The sequence below is a fragment of the Amorphus sp. MBR-141 genome (assembly GCF_053628695.1).
On sequence record NZ_JBRJGW010000002.1, the window covers coordinates 169,462 to 186,238 of the forward strand.

Genomic DNA, 16,777 nt, shown 5'->3' on the forward strand with positions numbered 1-16,777 from the left:
GGCACAACGCGCCTCGCCTGCTTCGCCCGGCATGGCGGCGGAACGCTCCGTCGTCAAGTCCAGCGCCGTCCACCGGGGCAGTGCACCGCTCCGACACCTGACGGACGATGCCCGCCTCGGCGAAGGATCGGCCCGGATGTCGACCGGTCGGCCGCAGTAGCTCAGTGGTAGAGCGCACCCTTGGTAAGGGTGAGGTCGGGAGTTCAATCCTCCCCTGCGGCACCAGCCCGCTCCGCGGGCCCGTCTCTCCCCACGTCCCAGACATCCCCGTGTGGGCCTTCCCGCTGGTCGGATCGAACGAATCGCGGGCGTCCCCGTCTCATCCCGCCGGCGCGTCCGCGGCCTGGAGGATACGCGTGGAGCTCCGCCCCGCCGACTTCGCCAGATAGAGGGCGCGGTCGGCTCGGGCGAACATCTCCTCGTAGTCTTCTCCGTCGCTTCGCCGGTTCGTCACCCCTGCCGAAAACGATAGCGGCACACTGTCGGGACCCATCACGTCCGCGAGGCCCGTCCGGACGTCGTCCAGCCACTCGGCGGCGGTGTCGGTCGTCAGCCCCAGGAACATGACACAGAACTCGTCGCCCCCGATGCGGGCCACCAGATCGGCGGCCCGGCGGCGTCTGCGCAGGATTTCCGACACCGCCCTCAGCGCGGCATCGCCGAAGCTGTGGCCATAGCCATCGTTGAGCGCCTTCAGCCGATCGACGTCGATCACCGCGAGGGCAACGCTTTCATCGCCGCTGCGCCGGCTGAACATGTCCTTCGCACGGGACAGGAGCCAGCGCCGGTTGCCGAGCCCGGTGAGCGGATCTTCGAACGAGAGATTTTCGAGGTTTGCGCGCAGGTCGTCCACCGCGTGCAGCGTCTCGTTGACGCTGCGCATCATGGCCCCGGCCTCGTCGCCCCCGGATCCGGGGAGATCCTGAATGATGCCGAAACGCCGATACGCATCGAGGGCATCGCCGACCGCCCGGATCGGAGCCAGCAGCCGCCGCACCAGAACGAGCGTCAGCACCGTTGCGGCGAGCGTTGAACCGAGCAGGACGGCAAGGACCGGAAGCAGCGCCGAATGGGGCACGCGCAGGCCGAAAAACAGGGCGACGGCGGTGATAATCAGCGGAACGTGGGTTCCAAGAAAGCACACCGCCAGGACCTTGACGAAGTAGCTTTTCGGCCATGGCAGGCGCGACATCCAGAGATAGAGGCCGAGCCGTGCCGCGTCTTTCGTCATGGACAGTCGAACCTCGTGACCCAGCCCTGCAGGGCGCGCCCCGGGGGCAACGCTGACCCTCCTGAAGGGCGAATGTCTCCATTTTGCGGCGCACGGGCAACCACGCGGCGGGATCGCACGGCAGCGCGGCCGACCTCACGTCTCTCCCGCAGCGGCCGCTGTCTGTATACATAGTTTCGACAAGCCGAGCGCCCGGCCGTTAATCAGTTCATCATCACGCAATCGAGATTCGCTCCGGATCGCACTAAGAACGAGCAACATCGGGCAGGAAGGAACCCGGCGACGTCAGGCGCCGGGCGTTGTAACAATCGGTAAACCTCGCGCCCGTGCCTTGGAGCGGCGACGCGGGACAATGTCCGGGGGGACGATGGAAGCTGAGATCGTGAGAACCAAGCCCAGACGATCGGGACGATATCTCGTTCGGCCTGCCTATCTCGCGGTGACCGTCGCAGGTCTCGCGCTGGCGATCTGGCTGGTGACCATCGATGCGATGCAACTGCTCTTCGACTTCAGCCGCGCCCATGAAGGGCTCCAACTCGACGCCGTCGTCCCCGTCCTGATGGTTGCCGGACTGGTCTCCATGGTGATCCTGGTGCTCCGCGAGCGGGACGTCCGACGGGAAATTCACCAGCGCGAATTGGCCGAGCACACCGCCGAGCGGCTCGAGCGCTACGACGAGATCACCGGGCTTCCGAACCGGCGGCTGCTGTTCGAGGAACTGCACCGCCGCATCGTCGGTGCCCGTATGCACGGCTCGCGTTTTGCCCTGTTCTTCCTGGACGTCGACCGCTTCAAGTCGGTCAACGATACCTACGGTCACGGCTCCGGCGACGAACTCCTGCGTGCCATCGGCGAACGACTGGTGCTGACGCTCCGACCGCACGACTTCGTCGCGCGGCTGGGCGGCGACGAGTATGCGGTGGTCATCAACTCCTCCCCCGAGAAGAACATCGAGCGACATGTCGCCCAGCGCATCCTGTTCTCGCTCGCCCGTCCCTTCACCATCGACGGCGGCCGACTGGACATGACCGCGAGCATCGGGATCGCATATTTTCCCGACGATGCCGAAAACGCCGAACTTCTGATGCGCAGCGCCGATACGGCGATGTACCGGGCCAAGGCATCGGGCCGGAACACCTTCGCCACCTTCGACAAGTCGATGGAGGAGATCGGCGGCCAGCTGCGCGACTCGCTCGCCAAGGGCCACTTCCGACCCTACTACCAGCCCGTGATCGACCTGAAGACGCACAAGGTGGTCGGACTGGAGGCGCTCGCGCGCTGGGACCACCCTACGAAAGGCGTGCTCGGTCCCGATACCTTCGTGGCCGTCGCGGAGGATGCCGGCCTCATCGACGACCTCTTCATCCTGATCCTGAAGCGCCTGGCCAGCGACGCCATGCGCTGGGACCCCGCACTGCGCATCGCCGTCAACATCTCTCCCTACCAATTCCGCGACGAAAAGCTCAGCAAGCGGATCATCGCCTGCCTCTCCAAGACGGATTTCCCCGCGGATCGCCTCGATGTGGAACTCACGGAGAGCGCCCTGATCATCGACGTGGACACGACCCGTCAGGTGATCGGCGATCTGAAGGAGAAGGGAGTCCGGATCTCGCTCGACGATTTCGGAACCGGCTACTCGAGCCTGCGATATCTGCGCGAGCTGCCGTTCGACAAGATCAAGATCGACCGGTCCTTCGTCCAGCGCATGGACACCGACCCGGGCAGCCGCAAGATCATCGAGTCCATCATCAGCCTGAGCCACGCGCTCGGCTACGTCACCGTCGCCGAAGGCGTGGAGACGAAGACGCAGGCAAAATGGCTGAACGACATCAACTGCGATCTCGCCCAGGGCTATCTGTTCTCCCGGCCGCTGCCGCCCGAGGAGATCGACGCCTTCCTGACACGCGACCTGGCCTCGTATACATGAGACACAGCACCCACCGACGTGGGGGCGCCCCGCGCATCGGCCGGGCGGACCGAAGGACGGTCAGCCGCCAGCCAGGGTGAGACGGCGAAGCAGCCGCTTCAAGGTCGCGATCTCGGCCGCATCGACCGTTCCAAGACGTTCCATCTCAAACCGCCGGGCGTGATTGAACAGCGTGCGCAGCCGCGCCGCGCCCTCGTCGGTGAGACTGAGCCCCGTGTCCCCGCTGCCGCCGACGAGCCCCCGCTCCCGCAGCGACGCGATCGCCTCGTCGGTGGTCTGGTCGCCCAGGTAGGTGCCACGGCTGACGAGCTCCGCCGTCGCCTCCGGGCGGAAGGAGAGGTAGGCAAGGACACGCATTTCCGGGCCGCTGGTGCCCTCCTCCTCGAGCAGGACCGAGAAGGCGGAAAACAGGTTCGAATAGGCCCTGTGGAGCAGCGGGATCAGAAAATCGTCGTAAGGGTGCGGGGTGTCCTCGGCGCGGACCGCCGCCGCCGGCTTCTCCACCCACGGATGGTCGGCCGTGATGCCGTAGCGGCCCTGGGCGAACACCAGTCCGGATCGCTCGAACCGGGCGAAGCGTTCCACCTCGCCCACCATGATGATGTGGTCGCCGCCGTCGTGCTCGGCGTGCCGGGCGCACTCGAAGACGGCCGCCGTTCCCGCCAGCACCGGCGCGCCACCACGTCCGGGGCGCCAGGAAACGCCGGAAAACTTCTCGGACCCGGGCCGGGAGAAACGGTTCGAATGATCGAGCTGCTGCTCGGAGAGAATGTTGATGGCGAAATGCGTCGCCTCTAGAAACACCGGAAGGCTCTTCGCCTCGCGCACGATGGACCAGAGCACCAACGGCGGATCGAGAGAAACGGACGAGAACGAATTGGCCGTCATGCCGACGATTTCACCCGTTTGCGGGTGCGCGGCGGTGACCACCGTCACGCCGGTCGCGAACTGGCCAAGGGTCCGCCGCAGCGCCTTGCCGTCGACGTCGCCGGCCTCGCCGGACTCGATCGGTTGATCGTCCGGATCACTCGTCACTGGCTTCGATATCACAGGTCCCCGCAATGCTGGCACGGCCAGGCGGCCGGAGTTCAATCGATTCCCCCGCGCCGCATGGACGGCGACAGGGTCGCGCGAGACCGGCGTTCATTCAAGCAAGCGTCGTTCGGTCGCACCACTTTAAATCGGTCCGTTTTCGCTTGCCGCACAGTGGACACAAAATAATCGATAATCCCACCCGTCGCCACAATCGAAGGACACGGTCCCGCGAGCGTGACGACCGGGGGTATGGACGCCGCCGGATCAAAGCGCTTCACCCAATCGTGGCAACATCGGGGAGGCTTCGAGATCTGGCAGAGTAAAGGCAAGGTTTTTTTTGCATGGCTGCCTTGCTTCCGACTGGCGGTTGCGCAAAAACGAATGCCATGCATCAATCGATAATTCCGGGCGATCGAAGTGTCTTTCCAGTCGTTAGCAGTGACAGCCGCGAGCGAGATCCGGTGCAACCGTTGCGATGTGAGCGCCACCGGGCGCTTCGTCGGCCGAGCCTAGACATTTGAGTGGGCGTCACGCGTAGGTTTCAGAATCTGCGAACGTTCTCTCAGACAGACGCGAGACACATCCGTATCCGACCGACCGGTGGCAGGCGCATGGGCCGACGGATCGGGCGATCAGACCACAACCGATCGTTGGCCCCGCCTTCAGCCGACGCGGCCTTCAGCCTCCCACAACATGCGGGCCTCACGAAAGGTTTCCAATCTACCTTTGGATTAGGAAGCCAGTTTGGATGACAGGAAAGATTAAAATGCAGAACCAGCGTTCCGCCAACTCCATTGACTATCATGTCGGCACCCGTTTGCGGCTTCGCCGCCTCGAACTGGGCATGAGCCAGGAGCGGCTTGCGGAAAAGCTCGGAATTACCTTCCAGCAGATCCAGAAGTACGAGCGCGGAACCAATCGAATTGGCGCCAGCCGGCTGCATGACATCTCCATCGCGCTGCAGGTGCCGATCAGCTACTTCTTCGAAGGTGCGGAAGGCGTGAAGCCGGGCCCGATCAGCGGCGTCGACTCGCCGCTGTCGGAAGCGCTGAACGATTCGGCGACCGTGCGGCTTCTGCGCGCCTTCTCGCAGATCGAGGATGCCAGCGTCCGTCAGAAGGCGGTGACGGTCATCGAGGCGATCGCGTCGGCGTCCGGCTCCGAAGCGGTCGTGGCCGAGAAGACGGCGTAGCAGGGTCCTGCCCGGATCGGCGCGTTCACCGAGCGCGTCGATCCGCCGCTGCCCGCCCGCCCGATCCGGCTCGCTCGCCGAATCAGACGATGATCCGGCCGGCGGCGGCTTGGCCCTCCATGGCCCGGCGCGCCGACGCCATCCAGCCAAGCCCGGCTTCCGTGCGTCCGGAAGGCCGGTATTCCGCCGAAACGGCACCCGTGTAGCCGACCGACCGGAGAAGCCGGAAGGCCGTCGCCAGGTCGACCTCACCCGTTCCGGGCTCGTGTCGTCCGGGATGATCGGCGAATTGCACGTGCCCGATCACCGCCGCCGCCCGGTAGATCGCCGCGATCAGGTCCGGCTCGGTGCGCGCGACGTGATATAGATCGAACTGCAACCGGACCGCCGGGTGATCGATCTCGCCGAGCAGGTCCAGCGCATCCTCCAGATTGTCGATAAAGTACCCCGGAACGTCGTACGGGTTGACCATCTCGACCATCACCCGGCGGCCCTCCGGCGCAAGCGCATCGGCAAGCGCCCGGACATTCTCAACCAGCACCTGGCGCGTTACGTCGGCGGCCTGCCCCGGCGGCGGCCGGCCGGTGAGGACGTTCACCATCCGGCAGTCGAGCACGTCGGCATAACGCCGCGCCGTCTCGATGCCTTGGCGAAAGCCTTCGACCCGTCCCGCATCGGTCGACAGACCGACGTCTCCGGCACCGGGGTCTCCGGCCGGCGCATTGATCAGGTGGATCGGGCAGCCCGCAGCGGCTCGGGCGATCAGCACCGGGTCGCTGTCATAGGGAAACTGGATCTCGACCCCATCGAACCCGGCCGCAGCCGCTGACGGTATCCGTTCGAGGAGGGGTCGCTCGGTGAACAGAAGCGAAATGTTGGCGATCAGCTGCATCGGGGCCCCACGTCATGATCGCGGACACTGTGCGGTCGGGCGGAAGGGGTTGCAAGGCCGTGGTCCGCGCGCCCGCACCGCTTGACCGCCCGGACCGGCAGGCGCAAGAGCGGAGGGTGCGCCTCAGACGGCCAGGATCTTCGATGACGCCAACCGACATCCGCTTCCGTCCCGCGAGTGACACCGACGGCCCCAGCCTGGCGCGCGTCATCGCAACGGTGTTCGCCGACTATCCGAACTGCCACTTCGTGCCGGACGAGTTTCCCGAACTCGACGCACCCGCCACCCACTACGCCTCGCGGGGCGGACGCCTCTGGGTGGCCTCCGACGGTGACCGCGTCATCGGATCGTGCGCAATTGCGCGGACGGCGGATCGCACCGTCTACGAGCTGTTCAAGGTGTATCTGCTGCCACAGGCGCGCGGAGGCGGTCTGGCCCGGGCCATGCTCGCCGAGGCGACGGCATTTGCGCAGGCCGGCGGCGGTCGGCGGCTGCGGCTGTGGACGGACACCCGGTTTGCCGAGGGCCACCGGTTCTATGAGCGCAACGGCTTCGTCCGGCTGCCCGGCAGCCGCGCCGTGCCGGACGCCTCCGACACCTGGGAGTTCGCCTACACCCGCGAGATCCCCGCCGACGCGACAGCTTCCCGATGAGAAACGAGACGGGCTTCGCGCCGGTCGCGCTCGTGCTTCTGGCCATCGGGCTGCTGTCGGCGATGGATGCCGGCATGAAGATGCAGGCGACCCTGATCCCCCTCCTCCAGGCGGTGTGGCTGCGGTATGCGACGGCGACGGCCGTTCTCGTCCCCGTGTTCCTCGCCCGCCCGCAGAGGCTCACCGTCCGCTCGGTGCGCGCCAACGCGCTCAGGGGCGCGATCGTCGCAGCAACGGCGCTTTCCTTCTTCTACGCGATCGCGGTCCTGCCGCTCGCGCTGGTGGTCGCGATCGCCTTCGTCGCACCGTTCTTCATCGCGCTGCTGGGCTGGCTGCTTCTCGGCGAACCGATCCACCCCCGGATCTGGCTTGGAATCGGCGTCGGCTTCGCCGGCGTGCTCGTGATCTTCGGTGGAGAGCTTCGGGTCGGCGTATCGGCCGACCAGCTGGGCGGCTTTGCCGCGGCCCTGGCCGGGGCGTTCGGCTATGCGCTGGTGGCCGTGCTGATCCGCCGCCAGGCGGCGACCGATCGGACGCAAACGATGGTCCTGCTGCAGACCGCGACGGCCGGGCTGATCCTGACGCCGCTGGCGATCGGCGTATGGGAGCCACTCGACCAGACGACGTTGCTGCTCGGGATCGTCATCGGATGCCTGGGCGCATTCGGCCAGTTGGCGGTCGCCGCCGGCTTCTCCCGCGCACCGGCCGCCCGATTGGGCGTGCTGGAATACACCGGGTTCCTCTGGGCGGCGGTCTTCGGTTTCGTCTTCTTCGCGGAGATTCCGCGTGCCGAAACCCTGGCGGGGGCCGCGATCATCGTCGCGGCCTGCCTGATCGCGCTCCGGCCGGCCCGTGCGGAACCAGCCGGCCGGGCAACCGCGCGGGCGCCCTATGTGGATCCCCCGCGCGACAGCTGAGGCCTCGTCAGGCGGCGAGCTTCGCTGCGATCTTGGCGACGTGCCCGCCCTGGAAGCGGGCGCCGGCGAGTTCGTTGTCGCTCGGCTGACGCGATCCGTCGCCGTCGGCGAGGGTCGTGGCACCGTAGGGGCTGCCGCCGGAGATCTCGTCCATTTTCAGAAGACCGCCGAAGGCATAGGGCAGCCCGACGATGACCAGGCCGTGATGCAGGAGCATCGTCTGGGTGGAGGTGATGGTGGTCTCCTGGCCGCCGTGCTGGGTGGCGGTCGAAGCGAACACCGAGCCGACCTTGCCGACGAGCGCGCCGGACATCCAGTGGCCGCCGGTCTGATCCCAGAAATTCTTCATCTGCGCGGACATCACGCCGAAACGGGTCGGCACGCCGAGGATGATCGCGTCGTAGTTCTTCAGGTCGTCGACCTCTGCGATCGGCGCGTCCTGATCCATCTTGTAGCCGGATGCGCGCGCGACCTCTTCGGACACCAGTTCGGGAACGCGCTTGATGTCGACCTCGGCGCCTTCGGCACGCGCCCCTTCCGCGACGGCCTTCGCCATCGTCTCGATGTGGCCGTAGCTCGAATAGTAAAGAACCAGGACCTTTGCCATTGATCACTCTCCTCGCACACCGGCCCCGGAAATCGGGTCCGCTACTTACTCACCCAGATAGCGGTGCGATCTCCCGGACACGAGGGCCGAGCGTTGAACAGACCGTTGCGGATTAGCGAACCATGCCCACATGGGGGCGACGGGCGGCAGAAAAGTCGCCCCTCTGCTCTCTTGACAGGTCTGGCGACCCCGCCTACGTCAGGCCCGTCGCTAGCACTCACTAAGCCGGAGTGCTAGCGACGCCGGTGGCCGCTCCTCGGAGCGCCGACGGCCTGCTCCGATCCCACCGAGCGGACGCCTGTCCGCTTACCGAGTTCAAGAGGGAAGCAAGCGATGAATTTCCGTCCTCTTCACGACCGCGTCGTCGTGCGCCGCATCGAGTCCGACACCAAGACGGCCGGCGGCATCATCATTCCGGACACCGCCCAGGAGAAGCCGCAGCAGGGCGAAGTCGTCGCCGTGGGCGCGGGCGCCCGTGATTCCAAGGGCGAAATCGTCGCCCCGGACGTGAAGTCCGGCGACAAGGTGCTGTTCGGCAAGTGGTCCGGCACCGAGGTGAAGATCGATGGTGAGGAGCTCCTCATCATGAAGGAATCCGACATCATGGGCGTTCTCGCGTAAGGCAGGCCCCAGGCCGCCCGCGACGCCCCATCGAACTGACATAAAAGGAACCATCCCATGGCCGCGAAAGAAGTTAAGTTTTCGCTCGAAGCCCGCGACAAGATGCTCCGCGGTGTCGACATCCTCGCCAACGCCGTGAAGGTGACCCTCGGTCCGAAGGGCCGCAACGTGGTCATCGAAAAGTCGTTCGGCGCCCCGCGCATCACCAAGGACGGCGTCACCGTCGCCAAGGAGATCGAGCTGGAAGACCGCTTCGAGAACATGGGCGCCCAGATGGTGCGCGAAGTGGCCTCGAAGACCAACGACCTGGCCGGTGACGGCACCACCACGGCGACCGTTCTCGCCCAGTCGATCGTCAAGGAAGGCGCCAAGGCGGTTGCCGCCGGCATGAACCCGATGGATCTGAAGCGCGGTGTCGATCTCGCCGTCGCCGAGGCCATCAAGGATCTCGAGAGCCGCTCGCGCTCGATCGACACCTCCAACGAGGTTGCTCAGGTCGGCACCATCTCCGCCAACGGCGAGAAGGAGATCGGCGAGATGATCGCGTCGGCCATGCAGAAGGTCGGCAACGAGGGCGTCATCACCGTCGAGGAAGCCAAGTCGCTCGAGACCGAACTCGAAGTCGTCGAAGGCATGCAGTTCGACCGCGGCTACATCTCGCCGTACTTCGTGACCAACTCCGAGAAGATGATCGCCGATCTCGAGGATCCCTACATCCTCATCCACGAGAAGAAGCTTTCCAACCTGCAGGCGATGCTGCCGGTGCTCGAAGCCGTCGTGCAGTCCGGCAAGCCGCTGGTGATCATCGCCGAGGACGTCGAAGGCGAGGCGCTGGCCACCCTGGTGGTCAACAAGCTGCGCGGTGGCCTGAAGGTCGCGGCCGTGAAGGCGCCGGGCTTCGGCGATCGCCGCAAGGCCATGCTGCAGGACATCGCCGTCCTGACGGGTGGCACGGTGATTTCCGAGGACGTGGGCATCAAGCTCGAGAGCGTCACCCCGGAGATGCTCGGCCGCGCCAAGAAGATCACCATCACCAAGGACGAGACCACGGTCGTCGACGGTGCCGGCGAGAAGTCCGACATCGAAGCCCGCGTGTCGCAGATCAAGGCGCAGATCGAGGAGACCACCTCGGACTACGACCGTGAGAAGCTGCAGGAGCGTCTCGCCAAGCTGGCCGGTGGCGTCGCCGTCATCCGCGTCGGCGGAGCGACCGAGGTCGAGGTGAAGGAGCGCAAGGACCGCGTCGACGACGCGCTCAATGCGACCCGCGCAGCCGTCGAAGAGGGTATCGTCCCCGGTGGCGGCGTGGCTCTGCTGCGCTGCAAGGCCGCCATCTCCAAGCTGAAGTCCGACAACGCCGACGTCCAGGCGGGTATCTCGATCGTGGTCCGTGCCCTCGAGGCGCCGATCCGTCAGATCGCCGAGAACGCCGGTGCCGAAGGCTCCATCGTGGTTGGCAAGATCCTCGAGGACTCCAATCCGGATCTCGGCTTCGACGCCCAGACGGAAGAGTACGTCAACATGATCGAGAAGGGCATCATCGACCCGACCAAGGTCGTGCGCACCGCCCTTCAGGATGCCGCCTCGATCGCCTCGCTGCTCATCACCACCGAGGCGATGGTCGCCGAGCTGCCGAAGAAGGACTCCGGCGCTCCGGCCATGCCCGGCGGCGACATGGGCGGCATGGGCGGCATGGGCTTCTAATCTCCCAAGCGACGGCCGAGATCGGCGGGCCCTTCGGGGTTCGCCGATCCGACGACGCCCACTTCGGGGCCGGCGGCAACGCCGGCCCTTTTTCTTTGCCAGCCGTCGTCCGGGCGACCCCTCATGGGCGATGGTCCCGTCCAGGGCCCCGCTCTTGAACTTTCGAGGCGATGACGTTTCATGACGTCCAACGGAAGACATCGGCGGCGGAGGATGGCGGGAGGCCCGCATCGGCGGCGGCCCTCTCTCGATCCAGACAAGGGAACAAGCGACCGTTGGACATCATCGACAAGCTGAGCACCGACGCACATTCCGTCATGGACCCGATCCTGACGTGGCTGACCCTTCAGGGGCTGTCCGTCATCTACGCTCTGGTGATTCTGGTCGTCGGCTGGCGCGTTGCCAAAGTCGTCCGCCGCCTCGTCACGCAGATGCTCGACAGGACGCGGCGGGTCGATCCGACGGTGCATGCGTTCCTGTCGAGCCTCGCCTATTATTTCGTGCTCGCATTCGTCGTCATCGCCGTGCTGCAGCTGTTCGGCTTCCAGACGACGAGCCTCATCGCCGTGCTCGGCGCCACGTCGCTGGCCATCGGCCTCGCGCTTCAGGGCACCCTGACGAACCTCGCGGCCGGCGTGATGATCCTGATGTTCCGCCCGTTCAAGCAGGGTGACTACGTGACCGTGGCCGGCCAGTCGGGAACGGTGAAGGAGATCACCCTCTTCACCACCGAACTCGCCACCCCCGACAACGTGCAGATCATCGTGCCGAACGGCAGCGCCTGGGGCACGACCGTCACCAACTATTCGGTCTACCAGACCCGGCGGCTGGAGGTCTCGGTGGGCATCTCCTACGAGGACTCGGTCGACCACGGTCTCGCGACGCTGATGCAGATCGCCACCAGCGACCCGCGGGTCCACGCAGAGCCGGCGCCGTTCGTGTACGTGTCCGAGCTGGGCGACAGCGCCGTGACGCTTTCGCTGCGCGTCTGGTGCGCGGCCAGCGACCTGTGGGCGCTGAAGACGGACTTCACGCGCCGCCTGAAGGTCGACGTCGAGGGCGCCGGCCTGTCCATCCCCTACCCGCACACGACCTTCGTTCCGGCAACGTCCGGCGCCGCTCCGGTCGGTGAGCCGCCCAAGGGTTCCTCTCAAGACGACCGGCCCGCGAGCCCATGAGCAGGCCCGTCGACGTCGCGATCGTCGGGTCCGGGCTCGGCGGCCTGATGGCCGGCGCGCTGCTCGCCAAGCGCGGCTTTTCCGTCGCGCTGCTGGAGCGTTCCGACCACTTCGGCGGCGCCGCTTCGACCACCCGGCGGGCCGGCCTCTCCCTCGGAGCGCCGGGCGATGAGGGGCGGACGCCGGGCGACCCGAACCGGCGCCACCTTGCGGAATTGGGCCTCCTCGCCGAGCTGGACCTCGTCGGCGTGCCCGACCTCTTCGAGGTGCGCGGCGGCCCGGTCGGCGCGCCGTTCAGGCTGCCGTTCGGCTTCGACGCCGCGAAGGCTGCCGTCGCGGACCGATTTCCGGATGCCGCGCGGGGCGCCGCCCGGGTGCTCGACGACATGGCCAGGGTGGCGCAAGCCCTGCAGACCACCGCAACGTCGCCGGGAATGGCCGGCATGCTCGCCCAAGCGCCCCGCATGGCCCGCGACGTCTGGCCCATCGTCTCCGGCTGGGACCGCACCCTTGACGGTGTCCTCGCCCGAACCCTCGACGGACACGAAGACGCGAAGTTCGCGCTCGCCGCCAACCTGTCCTCCTTCGACGACAGGCCCGCCGATCTCTGGTGGCCCGCCTTCGCCGCCGCCCAGTCCGCCTCTCTCGCCAACGGCATCACGTATCTGCGCGGCGGCGCCCAGGTTCTCGCCGACCGTCTCGTCGAGGTGATCCGGCAGAACGGCGGCTCCGCGATCACCGGACGGCCGGTGACGGACATCCTGCTGGCCGCCGACGGCTCCGTCCGCGGCATCAGCCATTCGGCTGCGGAAGGCGGAGCCGCGGAGGAGATCCACGCACCGGTGGTGCTGGCCAACGCCGCGCCGACGGTGGTCACCGGCATGCTTCCCGCCGATGCGCGGGCGGGCTTCGTCGACGCCTTCCGGGGCAACGCCCTGTCGATCTCGCTGTTCGCCGCGCATTTCGCGCTGGCGCGCAGACCGGCGGACTTCGGTGTCAGCTCCCATTCGACGATCCTGTTGCCGGTCGGGATGGAACGCCTCGACGGCGTCGCCGCGTGCGCGGCCCTAATGGGCGAGATGCCCGGCACGGCCCTGCCGCTTCTCGACATGGTCGACCATTCGGCGATCGAGGCGGGAGGCGCCTCGGAGGCGCCCTACCTGCTGTCCGTCGTCGGCGTCGACCGGGTGGCGAACTGGGACGGGCTCGACCCAGCCGCCCACGACGACCGGCACGACGCCTGGCTCTCGGCGATCGAGGGCGAGATCGACCGGCAGTTTCCCGGCTTTGCGTCGGCGATCACCTCCCGGATGCTTGCCTCCGCATCGACCCACGCCCGCGCCCTCAATGCGCCGGGCGGGGCGGTCTACGGCTTCGCTCCGTCACCACCACGGACGCCGGTGTGGAAGGGCTACCCGCGCTCCTGCGATACGCCGGTCCCGGGTCTGCTGCTGGCCTCCGCCTATGCCGGGGCCGGCGGGTTCGCCGGCGCGCTCAAGGTCGGCGGCCAGGCGGCGGAGCGTGTGACGCGCACCGGCAGCGGCCGTTGATCGTCGTCAGGTGGTCGCGGCGTTGCCGGCATAGGCCATCTGCTCGTCGCGCCGGCGGCGAACCTCCTTGCGCTTCATCGACAGCGACGCGCCGATCACGCCGACGGTGACGACGCCGATGAGCAGCGTACACACCGCGTTGATCTCCGGCGACACGCCCAGCCGGACGGCGCTGTAGATCTTGATCGGCAGCGTGGTGGCACCGGGACCGGTGGTGAACGATGCGATGACCAGATCGTCGAGCGAGAGCGTGAAGGCGAGCATCCACCCAGCGGCGACGGCTGGCGCGATGATCGGCAGCGTGACGGCGAAGAACGCCTTCACCGGCGTGGCGCCCAGATCGAGGGCGGCTTCCTCCAGCGACCGGTCGAAGGAGATCAGCCGCGACTGCACGATGACGGCCACGTAGCACATGGAAAACGTGATGTGCGCCATGGTGATGGTCCAGAAGCCGCGCGAGAAGCCGACGGCGACGAACAGCAGCAGCAGCGACAGCCCGGTGATCACGTCGGGCATCACCAGCGGCGCATAGACCATGCCGGAGAACAGCGTGCGGCCGCGGAACATCCCGCCGCGAATGAGCGCCAGGGCCGCCATGGTACCGAGGATGGTGGCGACGGTGGCGGACAGCAGGCCAACCCGCAGCGTCACCCAGGCGGCCGACAGAAGCTGTTCGTTCTGCAGCAGCGCGAAGTACCACTTGGTCGACCAGCCCTCCCAGACCGCGACGTTGCGGCCTGCGTTGAAGGAGTAGATCACCAGCAGCACGATCGGCAGGTAGAGGAAGGCGAACCCCAGCACGATCGAGGTGATGTTGAACCAGCTCGCCCCACGTCTCATCGGTCGCGCTCCTGCAGGCGTGCCTGGTGGTTCTGGAAGTACATGATCGGCACCACCAGGATGAGGAGGAGGACCACCGCGATCGCCGACGACAGAGGCCAGTCGCGGTTGTTGAAGAACTCCGTCCACAGCGTCCGGCCGATCATCAGCGTCTGCGAGCCGCCGAGAAGATCGGGGATGACGAACTCGCCCACGGCCGGAATGAAGACCAGGAAGCAGCCGGCCACCACGCCCGGAACCGCGAGCGGGACGGTGATCTGCCAGAACGCCTTCCAGGGCGGGCAGCCAAGGTCGCTGGCCGCCTCCAGCAGCGTCTCGTCCAGCTTCTCCAGCGTCGCGTAGAGCGGCAGCACCATGAACGGCAGGTAGGAGTAGACGATGCCGATGTAGACGGCGGTGTTGGTGGAGAGGATCACCAGCGGGCTCGCCGGATCGAGGATGCCGAGCCAGATCAGGAACTGGTTCAGCAGGCCTTCGCGGCTGAGGATGCCGATCCACGCGTAGACGCGGATCAGGAAGCTCGTCCAGAACGGCAGGATCACCAGCATGACGAGCAGCGGCCGCCATTCGCGCGGCGCGCGCGCCATGCCGTAGGCCAGCGGAAAGCCGATCAGCAGCGTGATCGCCGTCGCGATCAGGGCAATCTTCACGCTCGACAGATAGGAAAGATAATAGAGGGAATCGGTTGCCAGGAAGCCGTAGTTCGCGACGGTGAACTCTCTGAACTTCGCGAGATTTCCGGCGATCCCGTCAGCGATGTCGAAGACCGGCGTATACGGCGGGATGGCGATGGTGATGTCGGAGAACGAGATCTTGAAGACGATGGCGAACGGCAGCAGGAACAGCAGCAGCAGCCACAGATAGGGCACGCCGATCAGGGTCAGCCGCCCCAGGCCCAGGCGAAATCCGCGGCGCTCCAGCGGCGCGACGTCGCGTCCGCCCGGCATCGGCTCGCCGGTCAGTTCGCTGATACGGAGCGCTTCCTCGTCTGCCATCCTGTCCCGCCCCGCCCTGCATCCACCCCGGCATCGCCCAGCCGCGCGCCGCGTCGTTCCGAAGCCCCTGCCCCACCTGACCCGGCGGCCCGATACAACCGCCTCCAGCTCAGGGATATTCGCCCGGTCTCTCCGTCCACACGGCTGCGACCGGACCGAAAGGTGATACCGAAGCCTTTGAGTCCGGAGCCATTTCCCGCCGACCCGATGAGGTCCATCGGGTTGGAAAGGGCTCTAGTGCGTCAAGACCACCCCTGCGCTGTTCTCCCAGGTCAGCCACACCCGGTCGTCCCAGGAGATCGGCCGCTCCACGAGGCGTGTCGTGTTCGCCGTGGTCGCCCGCATCACCGTGCCGTCATCCAGCTTCACGTGATAGATCGAGACGTCGCCCAGGTAGGCAATGTCCCATATTTCGCCGCTCACGGCGTTGACCGCGGTCTCCGCGGGTGGGTCGAGCGACACCTTCAGCTTCTCCGGACGGATCGCGTACCACGCGGTTTCCGGATCGCCCTCGACCGGCTGGTCGGTCTCGACGACGAGACCGCTCGTCGGCGACACTAGGCGCGTCACGCCGCCGGTGCCCCTCTCGATGCGTCCCTCCAGGATGTTGATGTCTCCGATGAAGTCGGCAACGTATCGAGACGCCGGCTGTTCGTAGATCTCGGCCGGCGTCGCCACCTGGCGGATCACCCCCTGGTCCATCACGGCGATCCGGTCGGCGACCGTCATCGCCTCTTCCTGGTCGTGGGTCACGATCAGGAAGGTCATTCCGAGATCGACCTGAAGATCGGTGAGTTCGAACTGGGTCGCCTCGCGCAGCTTCTTGTCGAGGGCGCCGAGCGGCTCGTCGAGGAGCAGCACACGGGGCTTCTTGGCGATCGACCTGGCGAGGGCGACGCGCTGGCGCTGCCCGCCGGACAGCTGATGAGGCTTGCGTTTGGCGAACTGGTCGAGCCGGACCAGCTTGAGCATCTCCGCCACCCTGTCGGCGATCTCGCTCTTGGCCATGCCCTCCTGCTTGAGGCCGAACCCGACGTTCTTCTCCACGCTCATGTGCGGGAACAGCGCGTAGCTCTGGAACATCATGTTGACGGGCCGGCGGTAGGGCGGGACGCCCTTGAGGCTCTTGCCGTCGAGGATCACGTCGCCGTCGGACGGCTCCTCGAAGCCGGCCAGCATCCGCATCAGCGTGGTCTTGCCGCAGCCCGACGGGCCGAGCAGCGCATGAAACTCACGCTCGTAGATCGGCAGGTCGACATGGTCGACGGCCGTGAAGTTTCCGAAGCGCTTCGACACGCGGTCGAAATGGATCAGCGGCTTGGTGTCCGGGTCATCCCAGGGAGCGAAGGACCGCCGGATCGGACCGAGAGCCTGCTTGGCCATGTTGAAGCGCACCTGCCTGATGAGCCCGCGTCACACGGCCGATGCCGGGATG

Annotated in this window: 15 protein-coding genes and 1 tRNA gene; 9 read left to right on the top strand and 7 right to left on the bottom strand. The window is 66.7% G+C overall.

The annotated features are described in order from the left end of the window. The first annotated feature begins 150 nt into the window (after positions 1 to 150). A tRNA-Thr gene (locus tag ACSSVZ_RS03330) sits at positions 151 to 225 on the top strand. Between the two features lie 94 nt (positions 226 to 319). Here ACSSVZ_RS03330 and ACSSVZ_RS03335 read toward each other — a convergent pair. Then, complete coding sequence (locus ACSSVZ_RS03335) at positions 320 to 1,231, bottom strand: GGDEF domain-containing protein (RefSeq protein ID WP_453968294.1); 912 nt, start codon at positions 1,229 to 1,231, stop codon at positions 320 to 322. 382 nt (positions 1,232 to 1,613) lie between these two features. On the opposite strand from ACSSVZ_RS03335, the gene ACSSVZ_RS03340 reads away from it, so the two are divergent. Then, positions 1,614 to 3,158, top strand: coding sequence for a putative bifunctional diguanylate cyclase/phosphodiesterase (locus tag ACSSVZ_RS03340; protein WP_453968295.1), 1,545 nt, complete (start codon positions 1,614 to 1,616; stop codon positions 3,156 to 3,158). A 60-nt stretch (positions 3,159 to 3,218) separates the two neighbouring features. Here ACSSVZ_RS03340 and ACSSVZ_RS03345 read toward each other — a convergent pair whose 3' ends face one another. After that, positions 3,219 to 4,193 (bottom strand): flavin reductase, encoded by a 975-nt coding sequence (locus ACSSVZ_RS03345; RefSeq protein ID WP_453968297.1) that lies wholly within the window; start codon positions 4,191 to 4,193, stop codon positions 3,219 to 3,221. A gap of 766 nt (positions 4,194 to 4,959) precedes the next feature. On the opposite strand from ACSSVZ_RS03345, the gene ACSSVZ_RS03350 reads away from it, so the two are divergent. Continuing rightward, the gene (locus tag ACSSVZ_RS03350; protein ID WP_453968298.1) at positions 4,960 to 5,385 is read left to right on the top strand and encodes a helix-turn-helix domain-containing protein; all 426 of its coding nucleotides are present in this window, start codon (positions 4,960 to 4,962) and stop codon (positions 5,383 to 5,385) included. 82 nt (positions 5,386 to 5,467) lie between these two features. Here ACSSVZ_RS03350 and ACSSVZ_RS03355 read toward each other — a convergent pair whose 3' ends face one another. After that, positions 5,468 to 6,277 carry a hydroxypyruvate isomerase family protein gene (locus tag ACSSVZ_RS03355; protein ID WP_453968299.1) on the bottom strand — a complete coding sequence of 270 codons (810 nt, stop codon included), beginning with the start codon at positions 6,275 to 6,277 and terminating at the stop codon, positions 5,468 to 5,470. Between the two features lie 143 nt (positions 6,278 to 6,420). Here ACSSVZ_RS03355 and ACSSVZ_RS03360 point away from each other — a divergent pair, with 143 nt between their 5' ends. Continuing rightward, positions 6,421 to 6,930 carry an N-acetyltransferase family protein gene (locus ACSSVZ_RS03360; RefSeq protein WP_453968300.1) on the top strand — a complete coding sequence of 170 codons (510 nt, stop codon included), beginning with the start codon at positions 6,421 to 6,423 and terminating at the stop codon, positions 6,928 to 6,930. Then, positions 6,927 to 7,847 carry a DMT family transporter gene (locus ACSSVZ_RS03365; protein WP_453968301.1) on the top strand — a complete coding sequence of 307 codons (921 nt, stop codon included), beginning with the start codon at positions 6,927 to 6,929 and terminating at the stop codon, positions 7,845 to 7,847. The genes ACSSVZ_RS03360 and ACSSVZ_RS03365 overlap by 4 nt, the downstream gene beginning before the upstream one ends. Before the next feature lie 7 nt (positions 7,848 to 7,854). Here the strand turns inward: ACSSVZ_RS03365 and wrbA are convergent, their stop codons facing one another. Beyond that, positions 7,855 to 8,454 carry an NAD(P)H:quinone oxidoreductase gene (gene wrbA, locus ACSSVZ_RS03370; RefSeq protein WP_453968302.1) on the bottom strand — a complete coding sequence of 200 codons (600 nt, stop codon included), beginning with the start codon at positions 8,452 to 8,454 and terminating at the stop codon, positions 7,855 to 7,857. 333 nt (positions 8,455 to 8,787) lie between these two features. Here wrbA and groES point away from each other — a divergent pair, with 333 nt between their 5' ends. The 4 genes from groES (at position 8,788) to ACSSVZ_RS03390 (ending at position 13,507) form a co-directional block, all read left to right on the top strand. Continuing rightward, the gene (groES, locus tag ACSSVZ_RS03375; protein WP_453968303.1) at positions 8,788 to 9,075 is read left to right on the top strand and encodes a co-chaperone GroES; all 288 of its coding nucleotides are present in this window, start codon (positions 8,788 to 8,790) and stop codon (positions 9,073 to 9,075) included. 57 nt (positions 9,076 to 9,132) lie between these two features. After that, positions 9,133 to 10,779 carry a chaperonin GroEL gene (groL, locus tag ACSSVZ_RS03380; RefSeq protein ID WP_453968304.1) on the top strand — a complete coding sequence of 549 codons (1,647 nt, stop codon included), beginning with the start codon at positions 9,133 to 9,135 and terminating at the stop codon, positions 10,777 to 10,779. Positions 10,780 to 11,054: 275 nt separating this feature from the next. Beyond that, positions 11,055 to 11,957 carry a mechanosensitive ion channel family protein gene (locus ACSSVZ_RS03385; protein WP_453968305.1) on the top strand — a complete coding sequence of 301 codons (903 nt, stop codon included), beginning with the start codon at positions 11,055 to 11,057 and terminating at the stop codon, positions 11,955 to 11,957. Beyond that, positions 11,954 to 13,507, top strand: coding sequence for a phytoene desaturase family protein (locus ACSSVZ_RS03390; RefSeq protein WP_453968306.1), 1,554 nt, complete (start codon positions 11,954 to 11,956; stop codon positions 13,505 to 13,507). Before ACSSVZ_RS03385 ends, ACSSVZ_RS03390 begins: the two co-directional genes overlap by 4 nt. 6 nt (positions 13,508 to 13,513) lie before the next feature. Here the strand turns inward: ACSSVZ_RS03390 and ACSSVZ_RS03395 are convergent, their stop codons facing one another. From ACSSVZ_RS03395 to ACSSVZ_RS03405, 3 genes are all read right to left on the bottom strand, one after another. After that, positions 13,514 to 14,347 (bottom strand): ABC transporter permease, encoded by an 834-nt coding sequence (locus ACSSVZ_RS03395; RefSeq protein ID WP_453968307.1) that lies wholly within the window; start codon positions 14,345 to 14,347, stop codon positions 13,514 to 13,516. After that, positions 14,344 to 15,294: an ABC transporter permease subunit gene (locus ACSSVZ_RS03400; protein ID WP_453968656.1), complete on the bottom strand. Its 951-nt coding sequence runs from the start codon at positions 15,292 to 15,294 to the stop codon at positions 14,344 to 14,346. The genes ACSSVZ_RS03395 and ACSSVZ_RS03400 overlap by 4 nt, the downstream gene beginning before the upstream one ends. 282 nt (positions 15,295 to 15,576) lie before the next feature. Next, positions 15,577 to 16,725, bottom strand: coding sequence for an ABC transporter ATP-binding protein (locus ACSSVZ_RS03405; protein WP_453968308.1), 1,149 nt, complete (start codon positions 16,723 to 16,725; stop codon positions 15,577 to 15,579). Positions 16,726 to 16,777: the final 52 nt, after the last annotated feature.